This is a genomic window from Zobellella iuensis (genome assembly GCF_016746085.1).
Classification (GTDB): Bacteria; Pseudomonadota; Gammaproteobacteria; order Enterobacterales; family Aeromonadaceae; genus Oceanimonas; species Oceanimonas iuensis.
The window spans coordinates 350,647-376,953 of the sequence record NZ_JAERTZ010000026.1; the positions used below are offsets into that span (position 1 = coordinate 350,647).

Here is a 26,307-nt window from a genome sequence, read left to right on the forward strand (position 1 = left end):
AAGTGCGCAATTACCTGCCATATCTCGGGGCCCTGCTTAGCGGGGCCCTCGGCGTTTTAGCCTTCAGTCCTTTCGACCTCTGGCCGCTGGCGTTGGTGTCCTTGCTCGGGCTCTGCCTGTTGACCCAGCACGCCTCCCCGGGCATCGCCGCCAAACGGGGCTTCGCCTGGGCCTTAGGCCTGTTCCTGCCCGGGCTGTGGTGGATCCACGTCAGCATGACCCTGTTTGGCGGCCTGCCGCTGCCGGCCGCCTTTTTTCTGGTGGCATTGCTGGCCGCCTACCTCGGTCTCTATACCGCCGCCGCGCTCTGGTTGGGCCAACGGCTGATGCCCTCGCCGGTGTTGCGCGTCCTGCTGGTGCTGCCGACCCTGCTGGTGGTGGCCGACTGGCTGCGCGGCTGGGTGCTGACCGGTTTTCCCTGGCTGTGGTTCGGCTACAGCCAGCTGGAAGGCCCCCTGGCCGGCCTCGCCCCCATCTTGGGCGTGCAGGGCATCAGCTGGCTGCTGAGCTTCTCTGCCGGGGCCCTCTGGCTGCTGTTGCGGCGCAACAGGGCCTGGTGGCCGGGCCTGGTCGCCCTGGCGCTGTGGGCCGCCGCCTTCGGCACCGGCTTTATCCAGTGGGTCAGCCCCACCCAGAGCAGCCGCTTCGCCCTGGTGCAGGGCAATATCGAGCAGTCCCTCAAGTGGATTCCCGGCCAGCTGGAACTCAGCCTGGAGCGTTATCTGGGGCTGACGCTGCCGGAGCGGAGCGCCGAGGTGGTGATCTGGCCCGAGTCCGCCCTGCCGGCTTCCGAACAGCACCTGGCCCCCTGGTTGCAGCAGGTGGACGCCCTGATGCAGGAGCGCGGCCAGAGCCTGCTTACCGGCATCGTCTCCCGGCCCAGCGAGGAAGACGTCTACAATGCGGTCATTACCCTGGGCCAGAGCCCGGATCCCTACGGGCCCGGCCACGGCAATCGCTATTACAAGCAGCAGCTGGTGCCGGTCGGCGAGTTCGTGCCCTTCGGCAGCCTGCTGCGACCGCTGGCGCCCTTCTTCGATCTGCCGATGTCGTCCTTTTCCCGGGGCGGAGTGGAGCAACCGGATCTGGACGCCGCCGGCCGCCACTTCAGCGTGGCCATCTGCTACGAAGTGGCCTTCCCGGGGCTGGTGCGGGCCAATATGAAGCCAGATACCGACTACCTGCTGACGGTGTCCAACGACACCTGGTTCGGCCAGTCCATCGGTCCCTGGCAACACCAGCAGATCGCCCGCATGCGCGCCCTGGAGCTGGGCCGGCCGCTGATCCGCGCCACCAACAACGGCGTGACCCTGGTCACCGACGAGAAAGGCCGCATCACCGCCAGCCTTCCCCAATTCGAGGAAGGGGTGCTGCGCGCCGAAGTCACCGGCATGAGCGGGCTCACGCCCTATGCCCGTTTCGGCAGCGGGCCGCTGCTGGCCTGGCTGGGTCTTAGCCTGGTGATTGCCGGTGTCGGTTGCCGGCAACGGGACAGGGCCTGGAGCCTGGAGAAGAAAAGCCTGTTTAAATAAGCGCGCCGCGTCACGCTTATCCGCTCAGGGCATCAGCGGCCGGCGGATAAAGCTGTCGTGGCCGCATTCCAGGCAGGTGGTCAACACCTCCGGGTGGGTGATTTCATGGACGTGGGCGCACAGGGTACAGTCGTACTGGCCCGGTCCGACCACTTCTCCGGCCCGGTACTCGCCGTTGTGCTCCAGATCCTGCACGAACTCCCGCCATTCCAGCTGGCTCTTGTCGGTGGCACCGGCCAGCCAGCCCCAGACGGTCTCGCTGATGCGCCGGTAAAATACGCTGTCCCTGAACTCGTCCCCGCTGTGGCCGACTTCGGCCAGATCCCGCTTCACGTATTCGGCTATCAAGGCCAGTTCGTCCTTGGTCAGATCGCCGGCCGCCTCCATGTAGGCCTGGGTTTTCTCCACCAGTTCCTTGATGGTGGTATTCTCGGCAGCCTGCCACTGCCGATGCAGCTCCTCCACAAAGGCTTCGTAGCCTTTTTTGTGCTGATCGTCTTTCTCGCTCATGGCGCTTTCCTCTGTTGAACCGGGAAGGTGCGGCTATTGTTGCTTGCTACCCCCTGGGGTATTCTATGCCGATTTATCGCGTGTATTACCACCCATTTCTTCACGGAACCGGACGTCACTGATGCAAGAGCAATACAATCCCCAGAATATTGAGCCTGAAGTGCAACGCTTTTGGGCCGAGCAGCAGACCTTCAAGGCTACCGAACAACCGGGCAAAGACAAATTCTACTGTCTGTCCATGTTCCCCTACCCGTCAGGTCGGCTACATATGGGGCATGTCCGTAACTACACCATAGGTGACGTTATCTCTCGTTATCAACGGCTGCAGGGCAAAAATGTGCTGCAGCCCATCGGCTGGGACGCCTTCGGCCTGCCCGCCGAAAACGCCGCCATCAACAACAAGACGGCCCCGGCGCCCTGGACCTACGAAAACATCGATTACATGAAGAACCAGCTCAAGCGCCTGGGCTTCGGTTACGACTGGGATCGGGAACTGGCCACCTGTACCCCCGAGTATTACCGTTGGGAACAGTGGTTCTTCACCAAACTCTATGAACAAGGGCTGGTCTACAAGAAAACCTCTTCCGTCAACTGGTGCCCCAACGATGAAACCGTGCTCGCCAACGAGCAGGTCAACGACGGCTGCTGCTGGCGCTGCGACACCCCGGTGGAGCAGAAGGAAATTCCCCAGTGGTTCATCAAGATCACCGACTACGCCGAAGAGCTGCTCAACGACATCGAGGCGCTGGAAGGCTGGCCCGAGCAGGTCAAGACCATGCAGCGCAACTGGATAGGCCGCAGCGAGGGGCTGACCCTGAGCTTTGCGGTGGACGGCCAGGATAACGGTTTCGAGGTCTACACCACCCGCCCCGACACCCTGTTCGGCGTCACCTATGTCGGCGTGGCCGCCGCCCACCCGCTGGCCGCCAAGGCGGCCGAGGGCAACCCCGAACTCGCCGCCTTTATCGAGGAGTGCAAGCACCACAAGGTGGCGGAGGCCGAAATGGCCACCATGGAGAAAAAGGGCATGGCCACCGGCTTTTATGCGGTGCATCCGCTCACCGGCAAGCAGGTGCCCATCTGGGTCGCCAACTTCGTGCTGATGGACTATGGCTCCGGCGCCGTCATGGCGGTGCCCGCCCATGACCAGCGCGACTACGAGTTCGCCACCAAATACGGCCTGAACATAGTGCCCGTGATCAAGCCCGCCGACGGCAGCGAGCTCGACATTTCGGAGCTCGCCTACACCGAAAAAGGCGTGCTGTTCGACTCGGGCGAGTTCAGCGGCCTGAACTTCGAGCAGGCCTTCGATGCCATCGCCGAAGCATTGGCCGCCAGGGGCCTCGGCCGCAAGACGGTCAACTACCGCCTGCGCGACTGGGGCGTCAGCCGCCAGCGCTATTGGGGCGCGCCCATCCCCATGCTCAATCTGGAAGACGGCAGCGTGGTCGGCGCCCCGGAAGACAGCCTGCCGGTGGTGCTGCCGGAAGACGTGGTGATGAACGGCATCCAGAGCCCGATCAAGGCTGATCCCGAGTGGGCCAAGACCAGTTACCAGGGCCGGCCGGCCCTGCGCGAGACCGATACCTTCGACACCTTTATGGAGTCCTCCTGGTACTACGCCCGCTACTGCAGCCCCGACTACGACCAGGGCATGCTGGACGTGGACAAGGCCAACTACTGGCTGCCGGTAGATCAGTACATCGGCGGCATCGAACACGCCTGCATGCACCTGCTGTACGCCCGCTTCTTCCACAAGCTGCTGCGCGACACCGGCCTGGTCGAATCCGACGAGCCGTTCAAGCGCCTGCTGTGCCAGGGCATGGTGCTGGCCGACGCCTTCTACTACACCGACGACAAGGGCGGCCGGGTCTGGGTCAGCCCGCTCGAGGTCAGCGTGGAGCGGGACGAGAAAGGCCGGGTCAAGCGTGCCCTCGACCAGGCCGGTCGCGAGCTGGTACACACCGGCATGACCAAGATGTCCAAGTCCAAGAACAACGGCATCGATCCCCAAGTGATGGTGGACCGCTATGGTGCCGACACCGTGCGCCTGTTCATGATGTTCGCCTCCCCCGCCGATCTCACCCTGGAATGGTCTGACTCCGGCGTCGAAGGGGCCCAGCGTTTCCTCAAGCGGCTGTGGAAACTGGTGTACGAACACCAGGCCCGCGGCCCGGTGGCGGCGCTGGATCTGGCCGGCCTCGACAACGGCCAGAAGGCACTGCGCCGCGAGCTGCACAAGACCATCGCCAAGGTGAGTGACGATGTGGGCCGCCGCCAGACCTTCAACACCGCCATCGCCGCCATCATGGAGCTGATGAACCGGCTGGCCCGGGTCGACATGGACCAGCCCCAGGAACGCGCCCTGCTGCAGGAAGCGCTGGAAGCCGTGGTGGTGATGCTGCATCCCATAGTGCCGCACACCTGCCTCAGGCTGTGGCAGGCCCTGGGCCACGACGACATCGACCATGCGGTATGGCCCCAGGCCGACGCCGACGCCCTGGTGGAGGACGAGAAGCTGGTGGTGGTGCAGGTCAACGGCAAGGTGCGCGGCAAGGTGACGGTCGCCGCCGACGCCGACCAGGCCGAGGTGGAAGCCGCCGGCAAGGCCGACGACAACGTGGCCCGCCACCTGGACGGCAAGACCATCCGCAAGGTTGTCTACGTGCCCGGCAAGCTGCTGAATATCGTAGCGAACTAAAAGCTGGAAGCTGGAAGCTGGAAGCTGGAAGCTGGAAGCTGGAAGCTGGAAGCTGGAAGCTGGAAGCTGGAAGCTGGAAGCTGGAAGCTGGAAGCTGGAAAAGGATTTCATAAAGGCTTGATTACTCAAGCCTTTATCTTCAAGCTTCCGGCTTCAAGCTTATCGCTGTTTTTAAAGGAGTTGTTATGCTCACTCGAATCAAGGCCGGGACGCTAATCGTCCTGACCCTGCTGCTGGCCGGTTGCGGCTTCCAGCTCAGGGGCGGTGACAACCTGCCTCCCGAGCTGCAACGGCTGGCCCTGGCCGGGGATGACAAGACCCAGTTTTACCGCCTGGTTTCGGCCCGGCTGCAACGGGCCGGGGTACAGCTGGTCGCGCCGGATGGCGCCACCCCGGTGCTGACCATAGCCCCCCTGGGGCAGGGCAATACCGTCGCCTCGGTCAATGCCAGGGCCGATACCCTGGAATACGCCATGCGCTTCGGGACCCGCTTCACCCTGGACATGCCGGGCGAACCGCGCCAGGTGTTCAACGTCGCCTTCAACCGCAGCTTCCTGGACAAATCCGATCAGGCGCTGGCCTCCAGCCGTGAACAGCAGCAGCTGCATGAACAGATGGAACACGAGGCCGCCGAACAAATCCTGCGTCAGCTGAACCGCCTGTCGTTCTGATGCGTCTCTACCCCGAGCAACTGCCGGCGCATCTGCAGGCAGGGCTGTCGCCCTGCTATTTTATTTACGGCGACGAGCCGCTGCTGAAACTGGAAGCCCTGGACGAACTGCGCCGGGCGGCCCGCGCCCGGGGCTTTGACGAACGCCACCGCTTCGATGCCGACGAAGGCCTGGACTGGGACGCCATCTTCGATGCCAGCCAGAGCCTCAGCCTGTTCAGCGCCCGCCAGATCATCGAGCTGCACCTGCCGGAAAAGCTCGACAAGACCGGCTCCGATCGATTGCGGGAACTGCTGCGCCAGTGCCATCCGGATCTGCTGCTGCTGCTGGCCGGCCCCCGCTTGAACCAGCAGCAGCAGAAAACCGCCTGGTTCAAGGCCCTGGCCGACGCCGGCCCGCTGGTGCCGGTGTCGGCACCGGATGCCCGTCATTTTCCCCGCTGGCTGGAGCAGCGGCTGCATCGCCATGGCCTCAAGGCCGAGCCCGATGCCCTGCACTGGCTGGCCTATGCCTTCGAGGGCAACCTGCTGGCGGTGGCCGGCGAGATCGAAAAGCTGAGCCTGCTCGACCTTGCCCAGCCGCTGACCCTGGCCACCCTGCAGCAGAATGTGCAGCCTCATCATCATTTCAACCCCTTCCAGCTGTTCGATCCGCTGTTGCAGGGCAAGGTCAAACGAGCCTGCCGCATCCTGTTGCAGCTGCGCCAGGAGGGGGTGGAGGCCGGCATGCTGTGCCACCTGCTGGCCCGGGAGCTGAACAACCTGCAGCAGTTGCAACTGGGGCTGCAGCATGGCCAGCCGTTCCATCAGGCCGCCGCCGCCCTGCATATCTGGTCCAGCCGCCAGCCGCTGATGCAGGCGGTGCTGGGGCGCCTGTCGGCCGCCAAGTTAAGTAGCCTGCTGGCCATGCTGGCGGCCGCCGACCGGGCCCTGGCCGCCTTCGATGACGACGAGGCCTGGCGCTGGCTGTACAGTCTCTGTGTCGGCTTTCTCGACGATCAACCGCTGGCCATTTCACCATGAGCAAACCCATAGGGCTACTGGGGGGCACCTTCGACCCCATCCATATCGGTCACCTTCGGCCTGCCATCAGCACCCTGGAGCGACTGGGCCTGCATGAAGTACGGCTGCTGCCCAACTATATTCCGCCGCACCGGGCCCCCCCCGACAGTGCCCCCGAGCATCGCCTGGCCATGGCCCGGCTGGCGGCGGCGCACACGCCGGGGCTGACCGTGGACGATCGCGAGCTAAGACGTAACCGCCCTTCCTATACCATAGAGACGCTGACAGAGCTGCGCCGGGAGTTGCCGCGAACCCCCCTGTGCTTCCTGATGGGGATGGACTCGCTCTGCTCGCTCAACCGCTGGCACCGCTGGCGGGAGCTGCTCAGTCAGGCCCACCTGGTGGTCAGCCACAGGCCAGGCTGGGAGCCCGATTTCAACGATGAGGTCGCCGAGCTCTACCGGACCCATGGCACCCGGGACGCCGAACAGCTGCACCGGGCCCTGGCGGGCTCCATCTATCTGCTGGATAACCCCCGGCTCGAGATCTCCTCCACCCAGATCCGTGACTGCATCCGGACCGGGAACAATCCACAATATTTGTTGCCAGATCCAGTAGCGGTCTATATTCGTGATAAGGGACTCTATTCAGGGCCCGTGCTATAATCCGCCGCCACTTAGAACCGAGGAGAAAAACCCCTTGCAAGGTAATGAATTACACACCTTCGTCGTCGATAAACTGGACGATCTCAAAGCCCGGGACATTCAGATCCTCGATGTCCGCGGCAAATCCACCATCACCGATTGCATGATAGTCTGTTCCGGCAACTCCAGCCGCCACGTCAACGCCATCGCCGAGCACCTGGCCACCGAAGCCAAGCATGCCGGCCTCAATACCCTGGGTGTCGAAGGCAAGGGCGCCGGCGAGTGGGTACTGGTCGACCTGGGCGAAGTCATAGTGCACGTGATGCAGGAAGAAACCCGCGATTTTTACCAGCTCGAAAAACTCTGGGGTGGCAGCACCGTCGGGGCCCTGGCCGGATGAAATTGCAGCTGGTGGCGGTCGGCACCAGGATGCCGGCCTGGGTATCCGCCGGTTTTCAGGAATACCAACGGCGCTTTCCCCGGGATCTGCCGCTGGAGCTGACGGAAGTGGCGGCCGGCAAGCGGGGCAAGAATGCCGATATCGATCGCATCCTGCACAAGGAAGGCGAGCAGATGCTGGCCGCCGTCGCTAAATCGGCACGTATCGTCACCCTCGATATCCCCGGCAGACCCTGGACCACGGAGCAACTGGCGGAACAACTGACCCGCTGGCAACTCGACGGCCGGGATACCGCCATCCTGATCGGTGGCCCCGAGGGGCTGGCACCGGCGTGCAAGGCCGCCGCCGAGCAGTCCTGGTCGCTGTCGCCACTGACCCTGCCCCATCCCCTGGTGCGGGTGGTGGCGGCGGAAAGCCTGTACCGGGCCTGGAGTATCAATAACAACCATCCTTATCACCGAGAGTAACGATGGCAAAAGGCCGGGTTAAGATGCGTGATCATGGCGCCGAGTCGTCCCTTTATTGGCGCCGGGCCCTGACGTCCTTTGTGGGTATACTGCTGCTGATGGGCGTGCTGCTCGCCAATCTTTACCATCTGCAGGTCAACCAGCACCAGACCTATCAAACCCGCTCCAACGACAACCGTATCAAGGTAGTGCCGATAGCGCCTACCCGCGGCCTGATCTACGACCGTAGCGGCACCTTGCTGGCGGAGAACCGCCCCATCTACAGCCTGGAGATCACCCCCGAACAAGCCCGGGATCTCGAGGCCACCGTCGACGGCCTGATCGCCCTGCTCGAGCTGGATCCGGCGCTCAAAGAACGTTTCCTGGCCGACGTGCGTCGCCAGCGCCGTTTCAACCCCATAGTGCTGGTCAGCCGCCTGACCGAAGCGCAGGTAGCCCTGTTCAGCATCAACCAGCACAAGTTCCCGGGCGCCTCGATAGAAGCCTACCTGAAACGCTTCTATCCCTACGGTGCCACCTTCACTCATGTGATCGGCTATATGGCCCGCATCAACGACAGGGACGTAGAGCGGTTGCGGGAAGAAAACAAGCTGGCCAACTATGCCGCCACCCACGACATCGGCAAACTAGGCGTCGAGCGCTACTACGAAGACCTGTTGCACGGCCAGGCCGGCTACCAGGAGGTGGAGGTCAACAACCGGGGCCGGGTGATCCGCACCCTCAAGTACAAGCCGCCCATCCCCGGCAGCGACATCTACCTGAACATCGACATCGGCCTGCAGCAAAAGGCCCAGAAGCTGATGGCCGACCGGCGCGGCGCGGCGGTGATCATGACCCCCCAGGACGGCAAGGTGCTGGCCCTGGTGTCCAGCCCCAGCTACGATCCCAATCCTTTCGTGCACGGCATCAGCGGGCCCGAGTACCGGGCCCTGCTCAACGATCCCAATCGTCCCCTGATCAACAGGGCCAGTCAGGGTATCTATGCCCCCGCCTCCACCGTCAAGCCCATGCTGTCGGTGATGGGCCTGAACGAAGGCGCCTTTACCGCCGGTACCCGCTTCTTCGGCGGGCCTCACTTCCAGATCCCCAACACCAGCCGCAAATTCCGCGACTGGCGGCGCTGGGGCCACGGCTGGATGGACGTGTACCGGGCCATCGAAATCTCGGCCGACACCTTCTACTACGACCTGGCCTACCGGCTGGGGATAGACACCCTGCACGACTACATGAGCCGTTTCGGTTTCGGCCAGTTTTCAGGCATCGATCTGCATGAAGAGGCCAGCGGCATCATGCCGTCCCGGGGCTGGAAGCAGGCCCGCCACAAGCAACCCTGGTACCAGGGCGACACCATTTCGGTGGGCATCGGCCAGGGCTACTGGACCGCCACCCCGCTGCAGCTGGCCCGGGCCACCGCCATCATGGTCGACCGGGGCGAGACCGTGCATCCCCGCCTGCTGCACGGCATCAAGGGACCGGACGGCATGATCCCCATGCCGATCAGCAAGGGCGAGCCGATCGCACTCAAGCAGGACAGTTTCTGGGATGTGGGCCTGGCCGGCATGTACCGGGTCGTGCACGGCAGCGAAGGGACCGCCCGTCGCGCCTTTGCCGACACCCCCTACAAGGCCGGCGGCAAGTCCGGTACCGCCCAGGTGTTCAGCCTGGCGGAAAACCAGCAATACGATCACGACAACACCAAGGAACACCTGCGCGACAACGCCCTGTTCGTGGCCTTCGCCCCTTACCAAAACCCGGAAGTGGTGGTGTCGGTGGTGCTGGAAAACGCCGGCGGCGGCAGCTCCAACGCCGCGCCTGTGGCCCGGGCCCTGCTCGATCTCTATATGCTGCCCGCCCTGGGACAAGACGAGGAACCCAGCGAAGATGAATAAACATCGCCGTCAACGCCCGCTGTGGGAGCTGTTGCATCTGGACTGGCCGCTGCTGCTGGCGCTGCTGGCCCTGCTGGCCGCCAGCATGGCCATTCTCTACTCCGCCACCGGCGAAGACCTCGACTCCGTGACCCGCCAGGGCGTGCGCATCGGCCTGTCCCTGGTGGTGATGCTGGTGCTGGCCCAGTTGCCCCCCAGTTTCTATGCCCGCTGGGCGCCGCCGGTGTTCGCCCTGGGAGTGGTGCTGCTGGTGCTGGTGCTGTTGATCGGCGACATCGGCAAGGGCGCCCAGCGCTGGCTGGAGGTGGGCTCCTTCCGTTTCCAGCCGTCGGAGATCATGAAGCTGGTGATGCCGATGATGATAGCCGCCTACATCAGCCGCTACCCGCTGCCCCCCAACCTGCTGCACGTGGCCCTGGCCCTGGGACTGGTGATTTTCCCCACCCTGCTGATCGCCAAACAGCCGGATCTGGGCACTTCCCTGCTGGTGGCCGCTTCCGGCTTTTTCATCATCTTCCTGGCGGGCATGTCCTGGCGACTGATCCTGGCGGCGGCGGCGATGATGGCCGCCTTTCTGCCGGCGCTCTGGTTCTTCCTGATGCACGATTACCAGAAGCGACGGGTTCTGACTCTGCTCAACCCCGAGAGCGATCCCCTGGGCGCCGGTTATCATATTATCCAGTCCAAGATAGCCATCGGCTCCGGCGGCCTCTGGGGCAAGGGCTGGCTGCAGGGCACCCAGTCCCAGCTGGAGTTTCTGCCCGAACGGCACACCGACTTTATTTTCGCGGTGCTGAGCGAGGAATTCGGCCTGGTCGGGGTCAGCCTGCTGATGCTGCTGTACCTCTTTATCATCGGCCGCGGCCTTTATATCTCGGTCCAGGCCCAGGGTGCCTTTGCCCGCCTGCTGGGCGGCGCCCTGACCCTGACGTTTTTTGTCTATGTATTTGTCAATATCGGCATGGTCAGTGGTCTGCTGCCGGTGGTGGGGGTACCCCTGCCGTTAATCAGTTACGGCGGTACCTCCATGGTGACACTGATGGCCGGATTTGGCATCCTCATGTCTGTTCATACTCATAAGCGCCTGTTGGCGAAATAAAAGGATTACCGAATGCGCCTTGCCCTTTTTTCTGCGGCCGTCCTCCTGACATCTTCCATCCAGGCCAGCGAGCCCAACGGTGAGCAACAGCAATGGCTGGACGAGCTGGCCGGCAAGTTCGAGCTGCCCGTGGCCGAGCTGAGCCAGGCCATGGCCCAGGCCAATTATCAGCAGGGTATCATCGATGCCATGACCCGGCCGGCCGAAGCCAAGCCCTGGCACCAGTACAGACCCATCTTCCTGACGGAAAAACGGCTGCAACAGGGCGTGGAATTCTGGCAACAGCACCGGGAACTGCTGGAGCGGGCCGAGCAGGAGCTGCAGGTGCCGGCCCAGATCATCGCCGCCATCATCGGGGTGGAAACCTTTTACGGCGCCCACATGGGCAGCCACAAGGTGCTGGACGCCCTCTATACCCTGGGGTTCCATTACCCGCCCCGGGGCCCCTTCTTCCGCTCCGAATTCGGTCACTACCTGCAACTGGCCAAGGAGCAGGGCTGGACGCTGGATGAACCCAAGGGCTCCTATGCCGGCGCCATGGGCATGGGCCAGTTCATCTCCTCCAGCTATCGCCATTACGCCGTCGACTTCAACGGCGACGGTCACATCAACCTGTTCGAAGCCACCGATGCCATCGGCAGCGTGGCCAATTATTTCCACGAGCACCGCTGGCAATGGGGCGAGGACGTCGCCTACCCCGCCATGGTCACCCACCCCGAGGCCGCCGAGGCGCTGCTGAGCCCGGCCCTGGACATCGACAAGACCTGGGCCGAGCTGGCGGCCGCCGGCGTCCTGGTGGAGCCGGAGCTGGATGCGGGCACCCCGGTGAAGCTTATCAAGCTGGATGGCCTCGAAGGCCCCGAATATTGGGTGGTAAGACATAACTTTTACGTGATTACCCGCTATAATCGCAGCCCATTGTATGCCATGGCCGTTTATCAACTCAGTGAGCAAATCAAGCAGGCTTATGAACACTCTCACTAAACGTGTATTGCCCCTGGCGGCCCTTTGGCTGGCGGCTTGCAGCAGCCAGCCGGAGCGCCAGGCCGGCAAGGATGCCGCCTGGGACAAGGAAACCGCCGGCGGCCGTTACGCCATGCGCCAGGACAAGGCGCCCACGGCGCCGCCCAACCTGGACCACGTCAAGGATGCGGTGCCCCGCTACGAGCCCTACAGCCGCCAGGGCAACAAGGACTACAACGTCTGGGGCCAGGATTATGTGGTATGGCGGGATGTGGAAAACTACAAGGACGAAGGCATGGCGTCCTGGTACGGCTCCAAGTTCCACGGCTACCATACCTCCAATGGCGAGGTGTACGATATGTACACCATGACCGCCGCCCACAAGCACCTGCCGCTGCCCTCCTTCGTGCGGGTGACCAACACCAGCAACGGCAAGCAGGTGGTGGTCCGGGTCAACGACCGGGGGCCTTTTCACGGCGGCCGGGTGATCGACCTGTCCTATGCCGCCGCCTACAAGCTCGGCATGCTGGAAACCGGCACGGCGCCGGTGAAGGTGGAGCTGATCAGGGTGGCTCCCAGCGGCAAGGAAACCCGGCTGGCAGAATCCCAGGGGGGCAAGCATATCCAGTTGCTGGCCACCCGCTCCGCCGATACGGCCAAGGAACTTGCCGCCCGCCTGAGCAAGGAGTATGGTTTTCCCGCCCGGGTCGAACGCCAGTCGGAATGGTATCGGCTGCAGATGGGGCCTATCCCGGCCAGCAGGACCGAAGCGACCCTGGCCCGCCTGATCGCCGAAGGCTATTCCCAGGCTTATTTTTTGAACTGAACCGCCTTATTTTCACCTTAAACCGGCAGTTACTGCCCATTTGAACAGGGACCAGACAGACGTTATGCGCATGGTTAATACTCTCCCCTCCTTATTGCTCGCCGCCTTGGTGTCCTTTTCCACCCAGGCACAGACCACAGCGCCGATGATCCCGGAGCCGCCGGCCATCGCCGCCAAGTCCTATGTACTGATGGATTACGCCAGTGGCCAGGTTCTGGTTTCCCAGCAGGCCCATGAGCAACTGCCGCCGGCCAGCCTGACCAAGATGATGACCTCCTATATCCTGGGCCAGGCGCTGCAGGAAGGTAAGGTCAAGCGGGAAGACATGGTGACCGTGAGCGAAGCCGCCTGGGCCCAGAATTTTCCCGGCTCCTCGGTGATGTTTCTGGAAGTGGGCCGGCAGGTCAGCATCGATGACCTGAACCGGGGCATCATCATCCAGTCCGGCAACGACGCCACCATCGCCGTGGCCGAGCACCTGGCCGGCAGCGTCAACTCCTTTGCCGATCTGATGAACTCCTGGGCCGCCCGCTTAGGCATGAAGGACAGCTACTTCGTCACCCCCCATGGCCTGCACAGCGATGAGATGGTCACCACCGCCTACGACATGGCGCTGCTGGCCCAGGCCCTGATCCGCGACGTGCCGGAGGAATACGCCATCCATGCCGAAAAATCCTTTACCTTCAACGGCATCACCCAGCACAACCGCAACTCCCTGCTGTGGGATCAGTCGCTGAATGTGGACGGCGTCAAGACCGGCCACGTCAACCAGGTCGGCTACAACCTGGTGTCCTCCGCCACCAAGGACGACATGCGCCTGATCGCCGTGGTGATGGGCGCCGCCAACGAGCGGGTACGGGCCGCCGAAAGCAAGAAACTGCTGACCTACGGCTTCCGTTTCTATCAGACCCTGACCCCTTACCAGGCCGGTACCAAGCTTATCGATCAACGTATCTGGATGGGTGACAAGGACAGCGTCGCCCTGGGGGTAGACCAGGCCGTGTCGGTGACCATTCCCCGCGGTCAGGCCCAGAACCTGCAGGCCGATTTCACCCTCGACAAGGCGCTGAAGGCACCGCTGGTCAAGGGGGAGCCGGTGGGTACCCTGCATCTGAAGCTGGCCGGTGAAGACGTCATCACCCTGCCGCTGGTGGCGCTGGAAGACATCGAACAGGGCGGACTGTTCAGCCGCCTGATCGACTATATCAAGCTGTTGGTCCAGGGACTGTTCAGCTAATCCGACAACGGGGGCCCTGGCCCCCGTTGTCCGTTTTGAGTCCGCCATTAATACCCCTGCAACTTGTCGGTTTCAGATTAGCCGGTTTTATGATAAAAATGCGACACAGGTTATGGAAGAAACGTCCATCTGCCACCGAATACCGCACGTTGCAAAGGTTGCCATGAACACCAAATTTGATGAGTTACTCGAATTTCCCTGCCGTTTCCCGTTCAAGGTGCTGGGCCTGGCCGACAGCCGCCTGCCGGATATGATCGTCGAAGTACTGCAACAGCACGCCCCGGGCGATTACAGCCCCCAGGTCCGCCCCAGCAGCAAGGGCAACTACCATGCGGTGACCGTGCAGGTCACGGTGCACAGCAAGGAGCAGGTAGAGCGGCTGTATCAGGAGCTGGGCAAGCTGGACTTGGTCAAGTACGTACTCTAGGGCACCGCCATGCAGCAGGATCATCTCACCGTCAGATATTGGGGACAGGCCTCCTACGAGCATGTCTGGCATACCATGCAGCTGTTCACCGATCGACGGGATGAACACACCGAAGATGAATTCTGGTTGGTGGAACACCTGCCGGTCTTTACCCAGGGGCAGGCCGGCAAGCCGGAGCATATCCTGGACTCGGGCGAGATCCCCCTGGTGCAGACCGATCGGGGCGGCCAGGTCACCTATCATGGTCCGGGCCAGCTGGTACTCTATCTGCTGCTGGACGTGCGCCGCAAAAAACTGGGGGTGCGTCATCTGGTCACCTCGATGGAGTCGGCCATCATCAGTCTGCTGGCGCTCTACCAGATTGAAGCCTATGCCAAGCCCGATGCCCCCGGCGTTTACGTCGGCGAGAGCAAAATCGCCTCCCTCGGCCTGCGCGTACGCCGCGGCTGCTCTTTCCATGGCCTGGCGCTGAACGTCAATATGGACCTCAACCCCTTCCTGCGCATCAACCCCTGCGGCTATGCGGGCATGGCCATGACCCAGTGCTGCGCCCTCGGCGGCCCACAAAGCCTTGAAGAAGCCCAATCCCGGCTGGTACCCTTGCTGGCGGAACAGCTTGGCTATCAACATCTCTACTACACCACAGAGAAAATGAAATTATGAGCAAACCTGTACGCGTCGAGCCTGGCGTAAAATTGCGTGACGCCGACAAGATGGCCCTGATCCCGGTCAAGTACATGCCAGAGGCGGAAGAGGAAGTGCTGCGCAAGCCGGAGTGGATGAAGATCAAGCTTCCTCCCAGCAACCAGCGCATACAGGGGCTCAAGAACATCATGCGCGAGAACAAGCTGCATTCGGTATGCGAGGAGGCTTCCTGCCCCAACCTGCCCGAGTGCTTCAACCACGGCACCGCCACCTTTATGATCCTCGGCGCCATCTGTACCCGCCGCTGCCCCTTCTGCGACGTAGCCCACGGCCGTCCGCTGGCGCCGGATCCGGAAGAGCCGGCCAAGCTGGCCAAGACCATCAAGGAGCTGGGCCTGAAATACGTGGTGATCACCTCGGTGGATCGGGACGACCTGCGCGACGGCGGGGCCCAGCACTTCGCCGACTGCATCCGCGCCATCCGCGAGCAGAGCCCCAACACCAAGATCGAGATCCTGACCCCGGACTTCCGCGGCCGCATGGACACCGCCCTCGAGCTCCTGAAGGACACCCCGCCGGACGTGTTCAACCACAACCTGGAAACCGCCCCGCGCCTGTACCGGGTGGCCCGTCCCGGCGCCGACTACAAGTGGTCGCTGGAGCTGCTGCGCCGGTTTAAGGACATGCACCCCCAGGTGGCCACCAAGTCCGGCCTGATGATGGGCCTGGGCGAGACCAACGAGGAAATCGTGGAAGTGCTCAAGGATCTGCGCGAGCACAACGTCACCATGCTGACCCTGGGCCAGTACCTGCAGCCCAGCCGCCACCACCTGCCGGTGAAACGCTATGTGCCGCCCGCCGAGTTCGACGAACTGAAAGCCGTGGCCGACAGCATCGGCTTCAGCCACGCCGCCTGCGGCCCCTTCGTCCGCTCTTCCTACCACGCGGACCTGCAAGCCCAGGGCGTGGAAGTCAAATAACAAAAAGGAGCCGAAAGGCTCCTTTTTGCTGACGCTCCTGATTACCGTCGGAAGCAATAAAATCGGCCCAAGGACGGACTCCACCGACACGCTGTAAAATCAGACATAAAAAGCAAGCGACTCCCATGCCAAAACAGGCGGACTGAGGAAACGGCTCCGCCGGCCCTCCGCGCCAGGGAAGGCGCGGCGGAGCCCCCATGGATGGGTCCACGGCGTGCCGGAGGAGTAGTGCCCTTTGGCCGCCTCTCCGGGGAGAATCAGACCGCATCGACACTAAAAAGGAGCCCTTCGGCTCCTTTTTAGTGTGCAACTATCGGCTCAGGCCTGGCGGCGGGCGGTGACCGCATCGGCCAGTTGGACCAGCAGGGCCTCGGTGTCTGCCCAGCCGATGCAGGCGTCGGTGATGCTCTGGCCGAAGGTCAACGGCTTGCCTTCCTCCAGATCCTGGCGTCCGGCCACCAGGTGGCTTTCCACCATCACCCCCATGATGGCCTGCTGGCCGGCGGCCAGCTGCGCGCACACGTCCTCGCACACCACCATCTGGCGCTGGTACTGCTTGCTGCTGTTGGCGTGGCTGAAATCGATCATCAGCTTCTGCGGCAGGCCGGCCTTGGCCAGCCCGTCGCACACCGCCGCCACATGCTCGGCGCCGTAGTTCGGCTCCTTGCCGCCCCGCAGTATGATGTGGCAGTCCGGGTTGCCGGCGGTGGCAACGATGGCGGAGTGGCCGAACTTGGTCACCGACAGGAAATGATGCGAGGCGCTGGCGGCGCCGATGGCGTCCACCGCCACCTTGATGGTGCCGTCGGTGCCGTTCTTGAAGCCCACCGGACAGGACAGGCCGGAGGCCAGCTCCCGGTGCACCTGGGATTCGGTGGTGCGCGCACCTATGGCGCCCCAACTCATCAGATCGGCCACATACTGGGGGGTGATCATGTCGAGGAATTCGCTGGCGGTGGGCAGGCCCAGATCGTTGAGATCCAGCAGCAGCTTGCGGCCGATGCGCAGGCCGTCGTTGATCTGGAAGCTGTTGTCCAGGTAAGGGTCGTTGATCAGCCCCTTCCAGCCGACGGTGGTGCGCGGCTTCTCGAAATAGACCCGCATCACGATTTCGAGCCGGTCGCCATACTGGTCACGCAGCGGCTTGAGCCGCTTGCCGTATTCCACCGCCGCCGCCGGATCGTGAATGGAGCAGGGCCCAATCACCACCAGCAGCCGATCGTCCTCGCCGGTGAGAATACGGTGGATGGCCTGGCGGGATTCGAACACCGTGGTCGAGGCGGTATCGGTAGCCGGGTACTTCTCCAGCACCGCTATCGGCGGCAACAGTTCTTTGATTTCATTGATGCGGATATCGTCGGTTTGAAAATGCATGGGTAACCCTGATTGCTGTGCTGAGCCGGAGGCTCGTTTTTATCGAAAAAGACTGAATTCAATCTATCCCGAGCAAGGGCCGGCTGTAAACGTCCGATTGGCCTGCGGGGCCAATTGTTTGATAGGAATTGCCGATGAGTCTGATAATAAAGAACCGCTGGATAATAAAGTGATAACCATTATCATTTAATTTATATCCCAGCCGGAGAACGACATCATGTACAAGACCATCACCTTTGCCATTGTGCACTTTACCGTCGCCTTTACCGTGGCCTGGCTGCTGTCCGGCGACCTGCTGGTCGGCGGACTTATCGCCCTGGTCGAGCCCATGGTCAACACCGTCGCCTACTTCTTTCATGAGAAGGCCTGGAGCAAATTCGGCCAACGCCGCCGCTTTAAGCTGGACAACATGGGCCTCGGGGTGTGAACATGCGAGAAAAGTTCCATCACGAGACAGCACCATGAGCTATACCCTTACCGCCGCCGACAAGGCCGCCGCCCAGACCATGCGGGATGATGAACGTTTCAACCATTTCGTGGCCCGGGTGTGCGAACACGAAGAAATCTGGATTCTTACCGACGAACACGGCTGCATGATGCTGACCTCGGACGACGATGAAGACTGTATCCCGGTCTGGCCCCATGCGGATTATGCCAAGGAGTGGGCGGTGGACGACTGGAGCCAGTGCAAGCCCGAAGCGGTCAGCCTCAAGGTCTGGCTGGCACGCTGGGTGCCCGGCATGGAAGAAGACGAGCTGATGGTGGCGGTGTTCCCCACTCCCGATGCCACCGGCGTGGTGGTCGACCCCTATGAGCTGAAAGACGCCATCGACCGCAAGCAGGCACTGGGGCGGCGTAACTGATGCAAATCTGGGTCGATGCGGATGCCTGCCCCAAGGTGATTCGCGATATTCTGTTTCGCGCCGCCGAGCGCACGCAAACCCCGCTGACCATGGTCGCCAATCATCCCCTGCCCCTGCCCGGCTCGACGCTGATAAAACAGCTGCAGGTGCCCAAGGGATTCGATGTGGCCGACAACGAAATCGTGGCCCGGCTCGCCGCCGGGGATATTCTGATCACCGCCGACATCCCGCTGGCCGCCGAAGCGCTGGAGAAAGACGCCCGGGTGCTGAGTCCGCGCGGTGAGCGGTTCGAGCAGGACACCATCCGGGCCAAACTCACCATGCGCGATTTTATGGATACGATGCGCGCCAGCGGAGTCCAGACCGGCGGCCCGCCGAGCCTGAGCCCCGCCGACCGCCAGGCCTTCGCCAATCAGCTGGATCGGCTGCTGCGCCAGTAATTGCCTGACAGACACCGCCCGCCGGCTGATTTAACGGCCGGCCGGGCTTACACTGCCGGCCCTGTGCTTCCAGGAGATGTACCATGTTCAAGCCCGTTATTGTTCTCTTTTCCCTGCTGCTGACCGCCTGTGCCGGCGTCAGCCAGTACAGCGTGGCGGAAAGCGAAATAGAAAGATCCCTCTATACCCTGCTGGAAGAGCAGGCGCCGCGCTTCACCCAGGGCCTGGTGCAGACCCGGGTCGACCACCTGAACCTGCAGATAGGTCCCGACAACCGCCAGGTGGTGCGCCTGAACCTTAAGGGCGAAACCGCCATCAACGCCCTGGTGGCCCGCATCCCCGCCCAGCTCGACCTGGCGATAGAAGGCCGGCCGGTGTACGACCGCCAGCAGAACGCCATCTTTATCCGCGATCTCAACCTGCTGCAGAGCAAGGTGGACGCCTTCGGCTACCAGGGCGACATGGCCGCCGCCTCCGCCGGCATGATGCAGCTGGTGCGCGCCGTGCTGGAAAACCAGCCGGTCTACCGGCTCGACGACAGCCGCTACGGCTGGCTGAAGACGGTGCCGGTGGCCATGGATATCGCCCCGGGCCGGCTGGTGTTCAGTCCCCGTTTCAGCGACTAGGTGGTTGCAGGACTGGGGACTGGGGACTGGGGACTGGGGACTGGCAGGATTTTTTTCGGTCGGCAGTTTCGGGTAAAATCCCTAATCCCTAATCCCTAATCCCTAATCCCTAATCCCGGACTTTTCACCGCCCGATCTCTGGCCTTTATCCCAAAATGGCGTACATTATGTGCAACCAAGCCCGGATAAACAGACAGGTGTCCTATTAACGCTCCAATCTTGATGGTGTTTGTTCCCACCTTTTTCTTCGTGTCGGTCACCCCCGGCATGTGCATGACCCTGGCCCTGTCGCTCGGCATGACGGTGGGGGTACGGCGGGCGCTGTGGATGATGCTGGGCGAACTGGTCGGCGTGGGCCTGGTGGCCTGCCTGGCGGTGGTCGGGGTCGCGGCCCTGATGCTGCAATATCCCGAGCTGTTCCTGCTGCTCAAATACGGTGGCGGCCTCTACCTGGCCTGGCTCGGCATCCAGCTGTGGCGCTCCAAGGGCAAGCTGGCCCTGAGCCCGGTGGATGTGGGCCCCCGTCATATCCCGATCCCCACCCTGGTAAGCCAGGGTTTTATCACCGCCATCGCCAACCCCAAGGGCTGGGCCTTCTTCATCGCCCTGCTGCCGCCTTTTATCAACAACCAGGCGCCCCTGGTCGGCCAACTGGTCACCCTGGTGTCCATCATCCTGGTGCTGGAGTTCCTGTGCCTGCTGCTTTACGCCAGCGGCGGCCGCACCCTGAGCCGGGTGCTGCTGCAAAAAGGCAAGGTGCAATTGATGAACCGTATCGCCGGCTCCCTGATGCTGGGCGTGGCCCTGTGGCTGGCGGCCGGTTGACACGGAAATATGCCGCTGGCCCTGTTGTAATTAACGGTTCCGAACAGTAAATCACTGCCGGCAGCGGCCGGGTGCTGCTAAGCAGACCCTCCGCGCCAGGGATGGCGCGGCGGAGCCCCCATGGATGGGTTCACGGCGTGTCTGCGTGCGGGACCCGGTCGATGTAGCACTATTAGGATCAGTTATTTACCTGTGTCGGGAATAGCGATTGACGCCGCTCTTTTGTAAGCTTGCGTTAACCGACCGGAGACTTTTAGTGACCAGAATTATTGCCTTGTTGCTGCTGCTCTTGCCGCAGTCCTTGCCGCTCGCCGCCGATACCGGCTGGCTGCAGGCCCCCGAACACCCGCCGGTGCAGGTACGGCTGGTACAAACCGGCCCCTTCGATGCCGCCAGCAATTATTATCCGGCCCTGCTGCAGGTGCGCCTGGCCGACGACTGGAAAACCTACTGGCGTTCCCCCGGTGAAGGTGGCATCGCCCCCCGGCTGGACTGGCTGGCGTCCGACAACCTGCTCGACATCAACTGGCAGTGGCCCCAGCCCAGCCGCTTCACCCTGCTCGGGGTCGAGACCCAGGGCTACCAACAGGACGTGGATTTTCCCCTGCAACTGACCCCGGCCGATGGCTCCCTGCCGGCGCGACTCGACGCCACCCTGACCCTGCCGAGCTGCACCACCATCTGCGTGCTCACCGACTACCGGCTGCAACTGCCTTTGGAGCCTGACGCCCTCATCAGCGACGAGCCCCTCTACCACCGCTATCAACAGGCGGTATCCCGGGTGCCCAGACCCGCCAGCCTGGTGCAGGCGGAACAACTGGTATGGGACAAGGCACAACGGCAGTTGGCGGTCAGCCTGCACAACCCCCGCGGCTGGCAACGACCGGCGGTGTTCGTGGACGAGCTGGACAACGGCATTTTCAGCCAGCCCAGGCTTAAAATCGAAGGCGAACGGCTGGAAGCCCGCTTCAAGGTCGGCAGTTGGGATCCCGGGCTGGATCTGACCCAGCAGGTGGTGGTGATCACCGCCACCGACGAGGGCCTGGCGGAAGAGCTGGCCGGGCAGATCGAAACCGGTGTGCTGCCGCCCGCCACCGCCCAGCTTCCCCTGCCCCTGGTATTGCTCTACGCCCTGCTCGGCGGCCTGGTGCTCAATATCATGCCCTGCGTGCTGCCGGTGCTGGGGCTCAAACTCAACGGCCTGCTGCTGGGCCACCGCTCCCGGGCCGACGTGCGCCGTCCGCTGCTGCTGTCCGCCGCCGGCATACTGCTGTCGTTCTGGCTGCTGGCCGCCTTTATGCTGGCCCTGACCTGGTCCGGCGCCCAGCTCGGCTGGGGCATCCAGTTCCAGCAGCCCGCGTTTATCGGCTTTATGCTGCTGATCACCGCCCTCTTCTCCCTCAACCTGTTCGGCCTGTTCGAGCTGCGCCTGCCCGCCACCATGAGCACCTGGCTGGCGACCCGCCCCGGCCATGGCCACGGCGGCCACCTGCTGCAGGGCATGTTCGCCACCCTGCTCGCCACCCCCTGCAGCGCCCCCTTCCTGGGCACCGCGGTGGCGGTGGCCCTGGCCTCGTCGCCCCTGGTGCTGATCGCCATCTTCACCGGCCTGGGGCTGGGCATGGCCCTGCCCTGGCTGCTGCTGGCCCTGTTCCCCGGCTTTATCCGGCTGCTGCCCCGGCCCGGCCCCTGGATGCTCAGGGTGAAGTGGCTGTTCGGGCTGATGCTGCTGGCCACCAGCCTGTGGCTGCTGTCGCTGCTGGCCCCTGCCATCGGTACCCCCGCCAGCCTGGTCCTGGTGCTGCTGCTGGCACTGCTGGCGCTGGGGTCCCTGCTGCGCCGCCACGGCACCCGGGGGCTGCTGTTCGGCCTGGCCGGCCTGCTGCTGCTCGGCGCCCTGGGGGGCGGCCTGGCCCTGCTCACCCAGTCCCGCTGGGTCAGTCCGGTCAAGGATGAGCTGGTCTGGCAGCCGCTGGATCCCGCCCGCATCGCGCAGGAGGTGGCGGCGGGCAAACGGGTGTTCGTGGATATCACCGCCGACTGGTGCATCACCTGCCAGGCCAACAAGATAGGGGTACTGTTGCGGGAGCCGGTCTACGGCACCCTGCAGCAGGAAGATATGGTGCTGATGCGCGGCGACTGGACCCGCCCCAACCCGATGATTACCGACTACCTGCGCCAGCACGACCGGGCCGGCATCCCCTTCAACCAGGTGTTCGGCCCCGGCCTGCCCCGGGGACGCGAGCTGGAGGTGCTGCTGAGCACCAACCAGGTGATGGACACGCTTGAGGAAGCCCGCCCATGAGCCGTCCCTGGCGCAAGCGACTGCGCTCGGCCTTCGGCTATCTGCTGTTGCTGATAGTGGTGGTCTCGGCGGTGGACCTGTGGCGCAGCCGCGATATGCCGACGACGCTGGCGGTGCTCGGCCCCCTGACTACCCTGGAGGGAAAAGAACTGGACCTGGCCGCCCTGAGCCGGGAAGAACCGGTGTTGATCTATGTGTGGGCCAGTTGGTGCGGGATCTGCCGTTTCGTCTCCCCCATGGTCAACCTGGTGGGCGAGCCCCTGGTCAGCATCGCCATCGCCTCGGGGCCGGATGCCCGGGTGACGGGCTACCTGGCCCAGCACGGCTACGATTTTGCGGTGGTCAACGACGAGCACCACGTCCTGGCCCGCCGGCTCGGCATTCAGGCCACTCCCACCCTGATGGTGGCAAGCAAGGGCGAACTCAAATACGCCACCACCGGCTTCACCACCCTGCCGGGTATCTACCTGCGGTTGTGGCTGGCTAAAATCAGGGATTAAGGACTGGGGACTGGAAGGGATAAAACTCCTAGAGCACCGATCAGTTTAAAAATAGACCAATCAGCTATTTGTTGTCTGTTGCAACGTAGAGAAGAGTCAACAGGGCCACCTCCGCCGACACGCCGCAAGTACGTCCCTGTAGGCTCGCGCCTGCCGGATGTCGCGGAAACCGCCGTATCATCGCTTCGCGATGCTGGCGGCGGTGCAAGGCGCTTCGCGCCCCCTGGCAGGTGACGGTCGGCGGAGGCTATCCCTGTTACCTCTTTCAAGCTCTGACGCTGTCTGAAGGTGGTGCCGGCAGGCAGCGCCGGAGCACCAGGAAAGACAAAGGGCGCTCCTCCGCCGGCCCTCCACGCCAGGGAGGGCGTGGCGGAGCCCCCATGGACGGGTTTACGGCGTGCCGGAGGAGGAGTGCCCTTTGGCCGACAGACTACACCTCGTCAGAAGCCATCGAAGCCTCCGCTCAAGAGGGGAAGGACTGCCTAAGTTTTAAACTATATGGTGCTCTAGTCCCCGCTTTCAAAACAATACCCGCCGGCCTTGGATACAGTCCCGGCATACCGGCTCGCCCTGCAGGGAGCCGAGCATTTCGGGCGCACAATGCTTGCCGCAGCTGCTGCACTCCCGAAACGATTTGAGCCGGATCGCTATGGTGTCCTCCACCAGCGCCAGCAGCTGTTCCAGGCTGCCGCTATGCGCCTCCACCACGCCCTGGGAACGGGGCTTGGCGGTGTGGATATCGTGGTGACGCCACTCCATGGCCGGCAGCAGCACTTCCGCCCGGTCGTGCTGAAACGCCACTATCGCCAGGGGCGGTTCACCGATAAACAACGTCTGCGCCCCCTGTACCGGGTAAGGCAGTTGGCACTTAAGGTGCTGTCGCCACGACTCCAGGGTCGGCGACAGCGGCATCGCCAGCAGCAGGGCATCCAGCAGCTTGGATGGCATAACATCCCCCTCTCAGTATCGCCCCGGCCCGGCCGGGGCAGCCGTTACTGGCGGATCAGGTAATCCGCCTGGCCGATCCACTTGTAGCTGGTCAGTTCTTCCAGCCCCATGGGGCCGCGCGCATGCAGCTTCTGGGTGGACACCGCCACCTCCGCCCCCAGGCCGAACTGGGCACCGTCGGTAAAGCGGGTCGAGGCGTTCACGTACACCGCAGCCGAGGGCGCGCCGTTGATAAAGCGTTCGGCACTGGCCAGGCGGTTGGTGAGGATGGCGTCGGAATGGCTGGCGTTATAGTCGCGCAGGTGCGCCAGCGCCTCGTCCACGTCGGCCACCAGCTTCACCCCCAGGGTCAGGCTCAGCCACTCGGTGTCGAAGTCCCCCTCGGCGGCAGGCCGCACCTTGGCGGCGCCGGACTGCAACAGGGCCAGGGCTTCCTCATCGGCCACCAGCTCGACTCCTTTCGCCGCCATACGCTCGCTCAAGCGCGGCAGCAGCTCGGCCGCCACCGCCCTGTGTACCAGTAGGGTATCCAGGGCGTTGCAGGCGCTCGGCCTGTGGGTCTTGGCGTTGTCGATCACCTCGATGGCGCGCACCAGGTCGGCACTGTCATCGACGAAAGTGTGGCTGATGCCGAAGCCGCCGATGATCACCGGTATGGTGGACTGCTCCTTGCACAGCTGGTGCAGGCCGGGGCCGCCGCGGGGGATGATCATGTCCACGTACTTGTCGAGCCGGAGCAGGCCGCTGACCCACTCCCGCCCCGGCTCGCCGATGTACTGTACGCAGCCGGCGGGCAGCCGGCTCACCGCCAGCGCCTGCTGGATCACCTTCACCAGTTCCTGGTTGGTGTGGAAGGTTTCCCGGCCGCCGCGCAGAATACTGGCATTGCCGGTTTTCAGGCACAGGGCGGCGATGTCGATGGTCACGTTGGGGCGGGCTTCGTAAATCACCCCCACCACCCCGAGCGGTACCCGCCGGCGCGACAGCCGCATGCCGTTTTCCAGCACCCGCGAATCCAGCTCGGCGCCCACCGGATCCGGCAGCCGCACCACGCTGCGCACGTCGTCGGCAATGGCCTTGAGCCGGGCCGGGTTCAGCATCAGCCGATCCAGCATGGCCTCATTGATGCCGGCGGCGCGGGCGGCGTCCAGATCCCTGGCGTTGGCCGCCAGTATGGCGGCGGTGCTGGCTTCCAGGGCTTCGGCCATCGCCAGCAGGGCATCGTTCTTGGCCCGGGTGGGGGTGTCGGCAAGGGTGTAGGCGGCGGCACGCGCGGCCTGCCCCATCTGTTCCAGGTTCATATGTTCTCCTACAAGAGCACCAGATCGTCCCGGTGGATGGCCACGCTGCCGTAGCCATAACCCAATAGGGATTCAATCTGCTCTGAGTGTTGTCCTTTGATTCGGTTCAGGTCGAGGGCGTCGTAGCGGCAGATGCCCCGGGCCAGCTCCCGTCCTTCGGGATTGACGATACGCACGGCTTCGCCCCGGCGAAAGCGCCCTTCAATACGCACTATCCCCTTGGGCAGCAGGCTGGAGCCTTTTTCTTTGACCGCCTTGACCGCACCCGCATCGATATGAATTTCGCCGTGGGGCGGGGGTCCGGCCAGGATCCAGCGTTTGCGACTTTCGAGCGGGGTGGCCAGAGCCGGGAAACGGGTGCCGATGCGATCGCCTTCGGCCAGCCGGCCGATCACCTCCGGCACCTGGCCGGTGGCGATCACCACGTCGATGCCGGCCCGACGGGCTACGTCCGCCGCCTGCAGCTTGGTGGCCATGCCGCCGGTACCCAGGCCGCTGATGCTGCCGCCGGCGAGCTTGCGCAGGGTATCATCTATGGTCTGCACTTCTTCGATCAGCTGCGCCTTGGGATCATGGCGCGGATCGGCGGTGAACAATCCTTTCTGGTCGGTCAGCAGGATCAGAAGATCCGCCTCGGCCAGGATGGCGGCCCGCGCCGACAGGTTGTCGTTGTCGCCGACCTTGATCTCGTTGGTGGCCACGGCGTCGTTTTCATTGATCACCGGGATGATTCGGTTATCCAGCAGGGCGCGCAGGGTATCGCGGGCATTGAGGTAGCGCTCCCTGTCTTCCAGATCGGCCCGGGTCAGCAGTATCTGCCCCACATGCAGACCGTAGATATTGAACAGCGATTGCCAGCTCTGGATCAGCTGGGTCTGGCCCACCGCCGCCAGCATCTGCTTGTTGGCCATGGTGCCGGCCAGCGTGGGGAAGCCCAGATGCTCACGACCGGCGGCAATGGCCGCCGAAGTCACCACTATGATTTGGTGGCCGGCCCGCTGCAGGCTGGCGCACTGGCGCACCAGTTCCACCATGTGCGCCTTATCCAGGTGGCGGGTACCGCCGGTCAGCACACTGGTGCCCAGTTTTACGACTATGGTTTTGCCTTTCATGGAACGCCCTGCGGCTCCTTA

26 protein-coding genes and 1 pseudogene are annotated in these 26,307 nt (G+C 63.5%); 22 read left to right on the forward strand and 5 right to left on the reverse strand.

Translation table 11 applies throughout. The features are described 5' to 3' along the window. Nucleotides 1-2: 2 nt before the first annotated feature. Nucleotides 3-1,532, forward strand: a complete 1,530-nt coding sequence (gene lnt, locus JKV55_RS15595) for an apolipoprotein N-acyltransferase (RefSeq protein WP_202087635.1) — start codon at nt 3-5, stop codon at nt 1,530-1,532. Between the two features lie 24 nt (nt 1,533-1,556). Here the strand turns inward: lnt and JKV55_RS15600 are convergent, their stop codons facing one another. Then, entirely contained in the window at nt 1,557-2,042 is a 486-nt protein-coding gene (locus JKV55_RS15600; protein ID WP_202087636.1) for a zinc ribbon-containing protein, read from the reverse strand. A 121-nt stretch (nt 2,043-2,163) separates the two neighbouring features. On the opposite strand from JKV55_RS15600, the gene leuS reads away from it, so the two are divergent. From leuS to lipA, 14 genes are all read left to right on the forward strand, one after another. Next, nucleotides 2,164-4,743 (forward strand): leucine--tRNA ligase, encoded by a 2,580-nt coding sequence (leuS, locus tag JKV55_RS15605; RefSeq protein ID WP_202087641.1) that lies wholly within the window; start codon nt 2,164-2,166, stop codon nt 4,741-4,743. A 185-nt stretch (nt 4,744-4,928) separates the two neighbouring features. Continuing rightward, nucleotides 4,929-5,414, forward strand: coding sequence for an LPS-assembly lipoprotein LptE (locus JKV55_RS15610; RefSeq protein ID WP_202087643.1), 486 nt, complete (start codon nt 4,929-4,931; stop codon nt 5,412-5,414). Beyond that, nucleotides 5,414-6,436, forward strand: coding sequence for a DNA polymerase III subunit delta (gene holA, locus JKV55_RS15615; RefSeq protein ID WP_202087652.1), 1,023 nt, complete (start codon nt 5,414-5,416; stop codon nt 6,434-6,436). The genes JKV55_RS15610 and holA overlap by 1 nt, the downstream gene beginning before the upstream one ends. Beyond that, nucleotides 6,433-7,080: a nicotinate-nucleotide adenylyltransferase gene (gene nadD / locus JKV55_RS15620; protein WP_202087661.1), complete on the forward strand. Its 648-nt coding sequence runs from the start codon at nt 6,433-6,435 to the stop codon at nt 7,078-7,080. The genes holA and nadD overlap by 4 nt, the downstream gene beginning before the upstream one ends. Before the next feature lie 34 nt (nt 7,081-7,114). Next, complete coding sequence (rsfS, locus tag JKV55_RS15625; protein ID WP_202087670.1) at nt 7,115-7,459, forward strand: ribosome silencing factor; 345 nt, start codon at nt 7,115-7,117, stop codon at nt 7,457-7,459. After that, nucleotides 7,456-7,926 (forward strand): 23S rRNA (pseudouridine(1915)-N(3))-methyltransferase RlmH, encoded by a 471-nt coding sequence (rlmH, locus tag JKV55_RS15630; RefSeq protein ID WP_202087672.1) that lies wholly within the window; start codon nt 7,456-7,458, stop codon nt 7,924-7,926. The genes rsfS and rlmH overlap by 4 nt, the downstream gene beginning before the upstream one ends. A gap of 2 nt (nt 7,927-7,928) precedes the next feature. Then, nucleotides 7,929-9,815, forward strand: coding sequence for a penicillin-binding protein 2 (mrdA, locus tag JKV55_RS15635; RefSeq protein ID WP_202087674.1), 1,887 nt, complete (start codon nt 7,929-7,931; stop codon nt 9,813-9,815). After that, nucleotides 9,808-10,914, forward strand: coding sequence for a rod shape-determining protein RodA (gene rodA, locus JKV55_RS15640; protein WP_202087676.1), 1,107 nt, complete (start codon nt 9,808-9,810; stop codon nt 10,912-10,914). Before mrdA ends, rodA begins: the two co-directional genes overlap by 8 nt. A gap of 12 nt (nt 10,915-10,926) precedes the next feature. Further along, nucleotides 10,927-11,898 carry a lytic murein transglycosylase B gene (gene mltB / locus JKV55_RS15645; protein WP_202087678.1) on the forward strand — a complete coding sequence of 324 codons (972 nt, stop codon included), beginning with the start codon at nt 10,927-10,929 and terminating at the stop codon, nt 11,896-11,898. Then, on the forward strand, nt 11,882-12,703 hold the full coding sequence (locus tag JKV55_RS15650; RefSeq protein WP_202087679.1) for a septal ring lytic transglycosylase RlpA family protein: 822 nt from the start codon (nt 11,882-11,884) through the stop codon (nt 12,701-12,703). Before mltB ends, JKV55_RS15650 begins: the two co-directional genes overlap by 17 nt. A gap of 64 nt (nt 12,704-12,767) precedes the next feature. Then, nucleotides 12,768-13,940 carry a serine hydrolase gene (locus JKV55_RS15655; protein WP_202087680.1) on the forward strand — a complete coding sequence of 391 codons (1,173 nt, stop codon included), beginning with the start codon at nt 12,768-12,770 and terminating at the stop codon, nt 13,938-13,940. A gap of 163 nt (nt 13,941-14,103) precedes the next feature. Further along, nucleotides 14,104-14,367 (forward strand): DUF493 family protein YbeD, encoded by a 264-nt coding sequence (ybeD, locus tag JKV55_RS15660; protein ID WP_202087681.1) that lies wholly within the window; start codon nt 14,104-14,106, stop codon nt 14,365-14,367. 9 nt (nt 14,368-14,376) lie between these two features. Next, nucleotides 14,377-15,030: a lipoyl(octanoyl) transferase LipB gene (gene lipB / locus JKV55_RS15665; protein ID WP_202087682.1), complete on the forward strand. Its 654-nt coding sequence runs from the start codon at nt 14,377-14,379 to the stop codon at nt 15,028-15,030. Next, complete coding sequence (gene lipA / locus JKV55_RS15670; RefSeq protein ID WP_202087683.1) at nt 15,027-15,992, forward strand: lipoyl synthase; 966 nt, start codon at nt 15,027-15,029, stop codon at nt 15,990-15,992. Before lipB ends, lipA begins: the two co-directional genes overlap by 4 nt. A 318-nt stretch (nt 15,993-16,310) precedes the next feature. Here lipA and aroG read toward each other — a convergent pair whose 3' ends face one another. After that, a complete protein-coding gene (aroG, locus tag JKV55_RS15675; RefSeq protein ID WP_202087684.1) occupies nt 16,311-17,366 on the reverse strand; it encodes a 3-deoxy-7-phosphoheptulonate synthase AroG in 1,056 nt (351 codons plus the stop codon). A 217-nt stretch (nt 17,367-17,583) separates the two neighbouring features. On the opposite strand from aroG, the pseudogene JKV55_RS15680 reads away from it, so the two are divergent. The 7 genes and pseudogenes from JKV55_RS15680 to JKV55_RS15710 all read left to right on the forward strand — a co-directional run. Further along, a pseudogene (locus JKV55_RS15680) lies at nt 17,584-17,745 on the forward strand (DUF2061 domain-containing protein); the annotation flags it as partial. Between the two features lie 82 nt (nt 17,746-17,827). Continuing rightward, the gene (locus tag JKV55_RS15685; RefSeq protein ID WP_202087688.1) at nt 17,828-18,229 is read left to right on the forward strand and encodes a DUF2750 domain-containing protein; all 402 of its coding nucleotides are present in this window, start codon (nt 17,828-17,830) and stop codon (nt 18,227-18,229) included. Continuing rightward, on the forward strand, nt 18,229-18,669 hold the full coding sequence (locus JKV55_RS15690; RefSeq protein ID WP_202087689.1) for a YaiI/YqxD family protein: 441 nt from the start codon (nt 18,229-18,231) through the stop codon (nt 18,667-18,669). The genes JKV55_RS15685 and JKV55_RS15690 overlap by 1 nt, the downstream gene beginning before the upstream one ends. 83 nt (nt 18,670-18,752) lie before the next feature. Continuing rightward, nucleotides 18,753-19,295, forward strand: coding sequence for a YceB family lipoprotein (locus JKV55_RS15695; RefSeq protein WP_202087690.1), 543 nt, complete (start codon nt 18,753-18,755; stop codon nt 19,293-19,295). Between the two features lie 222 nt (nt 19,296-19,517). After that, nucleotides 19,518-20,120, forward strand: a complete 603-nt coding sequence (locus JKV55_RS15700) for a LysE family translocator (protein ID WP_202087907.1) — start codon at nt 19,518-19,520, stop codon at nt 20,118-20,120. Between the two features lie 256 nt (nt 20,121-20,376). Next, nucleotides 20,377-22,425 carry a protein-disulfide reductase DsbD family protein gene (locus tag JKV55_RS15705; RefSeq protein WP_202087691.1) on the forward strand — a complete coding sequence of 683 codons (2,049 nt, stop codon included), beginning with the start codon at nt 20,377-20,379 and terminating at the stop codon, nt 22,423-22,425. After that, entirely contained in the window at nt 22,422-22,925 is a 504-nt protein-coding gene (locus JKV55_RS15710) for a protein disulfide oxidoreductase (RefSeq protein WP_202087692.1), read from the forward strand. Before JKV55_RS15705 ends, JKV55_RS15710 begins: the two co-directional genes overlap by 4 nt. 519 nt (nt 22,926-23,444) lie before the next feature. On the opposite strand, the gene JKV55_RS15715 is transcribed toward JKV55_RS15710, so the two are convergent. From JKV55_RS15715 to proB, 3 genes are read right to left on the reverse strand one after another with little or no spacing between them, the layout of a single operon-like run. Further along, nucleotides 23,445-23,873, reverse strand: coding sequence for a hypothetical protein (locus tag JKV55_RS15715; RefSeq protein WP_202087693.1), 429 nt, complete (start codon nt 23,871-23,873; stop codon nt 23,445-23,447). Nucleotides 23,874-23,917: 44 nt separating this feature from the next. After that, nucleotides 23,918-25,174 carry a glutamate-5-semialdehyde dehydrogenase gene (locus JKV55_RS15720; protein WP_202087695.1) on the reverse strand — a complete coding sequence of 419 codons (1,257 nt, stop codon included), beginning with the start codon at nt 25,172-25,174 and terminating at the stop codon, nt 23,918-23,920. An 8-nt stretch (nt 25,175-25,182) separates the two neighbouring features. Continuing rightward, nucleotides 25,183-26,286 (reverse strand): glutamate 5-kinase, encoded by a 1,104-nt coding sequence (gene proB, locus JKV55_RS15725; RefSeq protein ID WP_202087697.1) that lies wholly within the window; start codon nt 26,284-26,286, stop codon nt 25,183-25,185. Between the last annotated feature and the right edge of the window lie 21 nt (nt 26,287-26,307).

Excerpts from the sequence above, each read along its gene's own strand:
- JKV55_RS15710 (WP_202087692.1), top strand. The coding sequence starts at position 22,422 with ATGAGCCGTCCCTGGCGCAAGCGACTGCGCTCGGCCTTCGGCTATCTG.
- JKV55_RS15600 (WP_202087636.1), bottom strand. The coding sequence starts at position 2,042 with ATGAGCGAGAAAGACGATCAGCACAAAAAAGGCTACGAAGCCTTTGTG.
- JKV55_RS15715 (WP_202087693.1), bottom strand. The coding sequence starts at position 23,873 with ATGCCATCCAAGCTGCTGGATGCCCTGCTGCTGGCGATGCCGCTGTCG.
- JKV55_RS15695 (WP_202087690.1), top strand. The coding sequence starts at position 18,753 with ATGTTCAAGCCCGTTATTGTTCTCTTTTCCCTGCTGCTGACCGCCTGT.
- mltB (WP_202087678.1), top strand. The coding sequence starts at position 10,927 with ATGCGCCTTGCCCTTTTTTCTGCGGCCGTCCTCCTGACATCTTCCATC.
- JKV55_RS15690 (WP_202087689.1), top strand. The coding sequence starts at position 18,229 with ATGCAAATCTGGGTCGATGCGGATGCCTGCCCCAAGGTGATTCGCGAT.
- nadD (WP_202087661.1), top strand. The coding sequence starts at position 6,433 with ATGAGCAAACCCATAGGGCTACTGGGGGGCACCTTCGACCCCATCCAT.
- mrdA (WP_202087674.1), top strand. The coding sequence starts at position 7,929 with ATGGCAAAAGGCCGGGTTAAGATGCGTGATCATGGCGCCGAGTCGTCC.
- aroG (WP_202087684.1), bottom strand. The coding sequence starts at position 17,366 with ATGCATTTTCAAACCGACGATATCCGCATCAATGAAATCAAAGAACTG.
- holA (WP_202087652.1), top strand. The coding sequence starts at position 5,414 with ATGCGTCTCTACCCCGAGCAACTGCCGGCGCATCTGCAGGCAGGGCTG.
- JKV55_RS15655 (WP_202087680.1), top strand. The coding sequence starts at position 12,768 with ATGCGCATGGTTAATACTCTCCCCTCCTTATTGCTCGCCGCCTTGGTG.
- rodA (WP_202087676.1), top strand. The coding sequence starts at position 9,808 with ATGAATAAACATCGCCGTCAACGCCCGCTGTGGGAGCTGTTGCATCTG.
- rlmH (WP_202087672.1), top strand. The coding sequence starts at position 7,456 with ATGAAATTGCAGCTGGTGGCGGTCGGCACCAGGATGCCGGCCTGGGTA.
- JKV55_RS15685 (WP_202087688.1), top strand. The coding sequence starts at position 17,828 with ATGAGCTATACCCTTACCGCCGCCGACAAGGCCGCCGCCCAGACCATG.
- JKV55_RS15700 (WP_202087907.1), top strand. The coding sequence starts at position 19,518 with ATGGTGTTTGTTCCCACCTTTTTCTTCGTGTCGGTCACCCCCGGCATG.
- JKV55_RS15610 (WP_202087643.1), top strand. The coding sequence starts at position 4,929 with ATGCTCACTCGAATCAAGGCCGGGACGCTAATCGTCCTGACCCTGCTG.
- proB (WP_202087697.1), bottom strand. The coding sequence starts at position 26,286 with ATGAAAGGCAAAACCATAGTCGTAAAACTGGGCACCAGTGTGCTGACC.
- JKV55_RS15650 (WP_202087679.1), top strand. The coding sequence starts at position 11,882 with ATGAACACTCTCACTAAACGTGTATTGCCCCTGGCGGCCCTTTGGCTG.
- lipA (WP_202087683.1), top strand. The coding sequence starts at position 15,027 with ATGAGCAAACCTGTACGCGTCGAGCCTGGCGTAAAATTGCGTGACGCC.
- ybeD (WP_202087681.1), top strand. The coding sequence starts at position 14,104 with ATGAACACCAAATTTGATGAGTTACTCGAATTTCCCTGCCGTTTCCCG.
- JKV55_RS15720 (WP_202087695.1), bottom strand. The coding sequence starts at position 25,174 with ATGAACCTGGAACAGATGGGGCAGGCCGCGCGTGCCGCCGCCTACACC.
- lipB (WP_202087682.1), top strand. The coding sequence starts at position 14,377 with ATGCAGCAGGATCATCTCACCGTCAGATATTGGGGACAGGCCTCCTAC.
- leuS (WP_202087641.1), top strand. The coding sequence starts at position 2,164 with ATGCAAGAGCAATACAATCCCCAGAATATTGAGCCTGAAGTGCAACGC.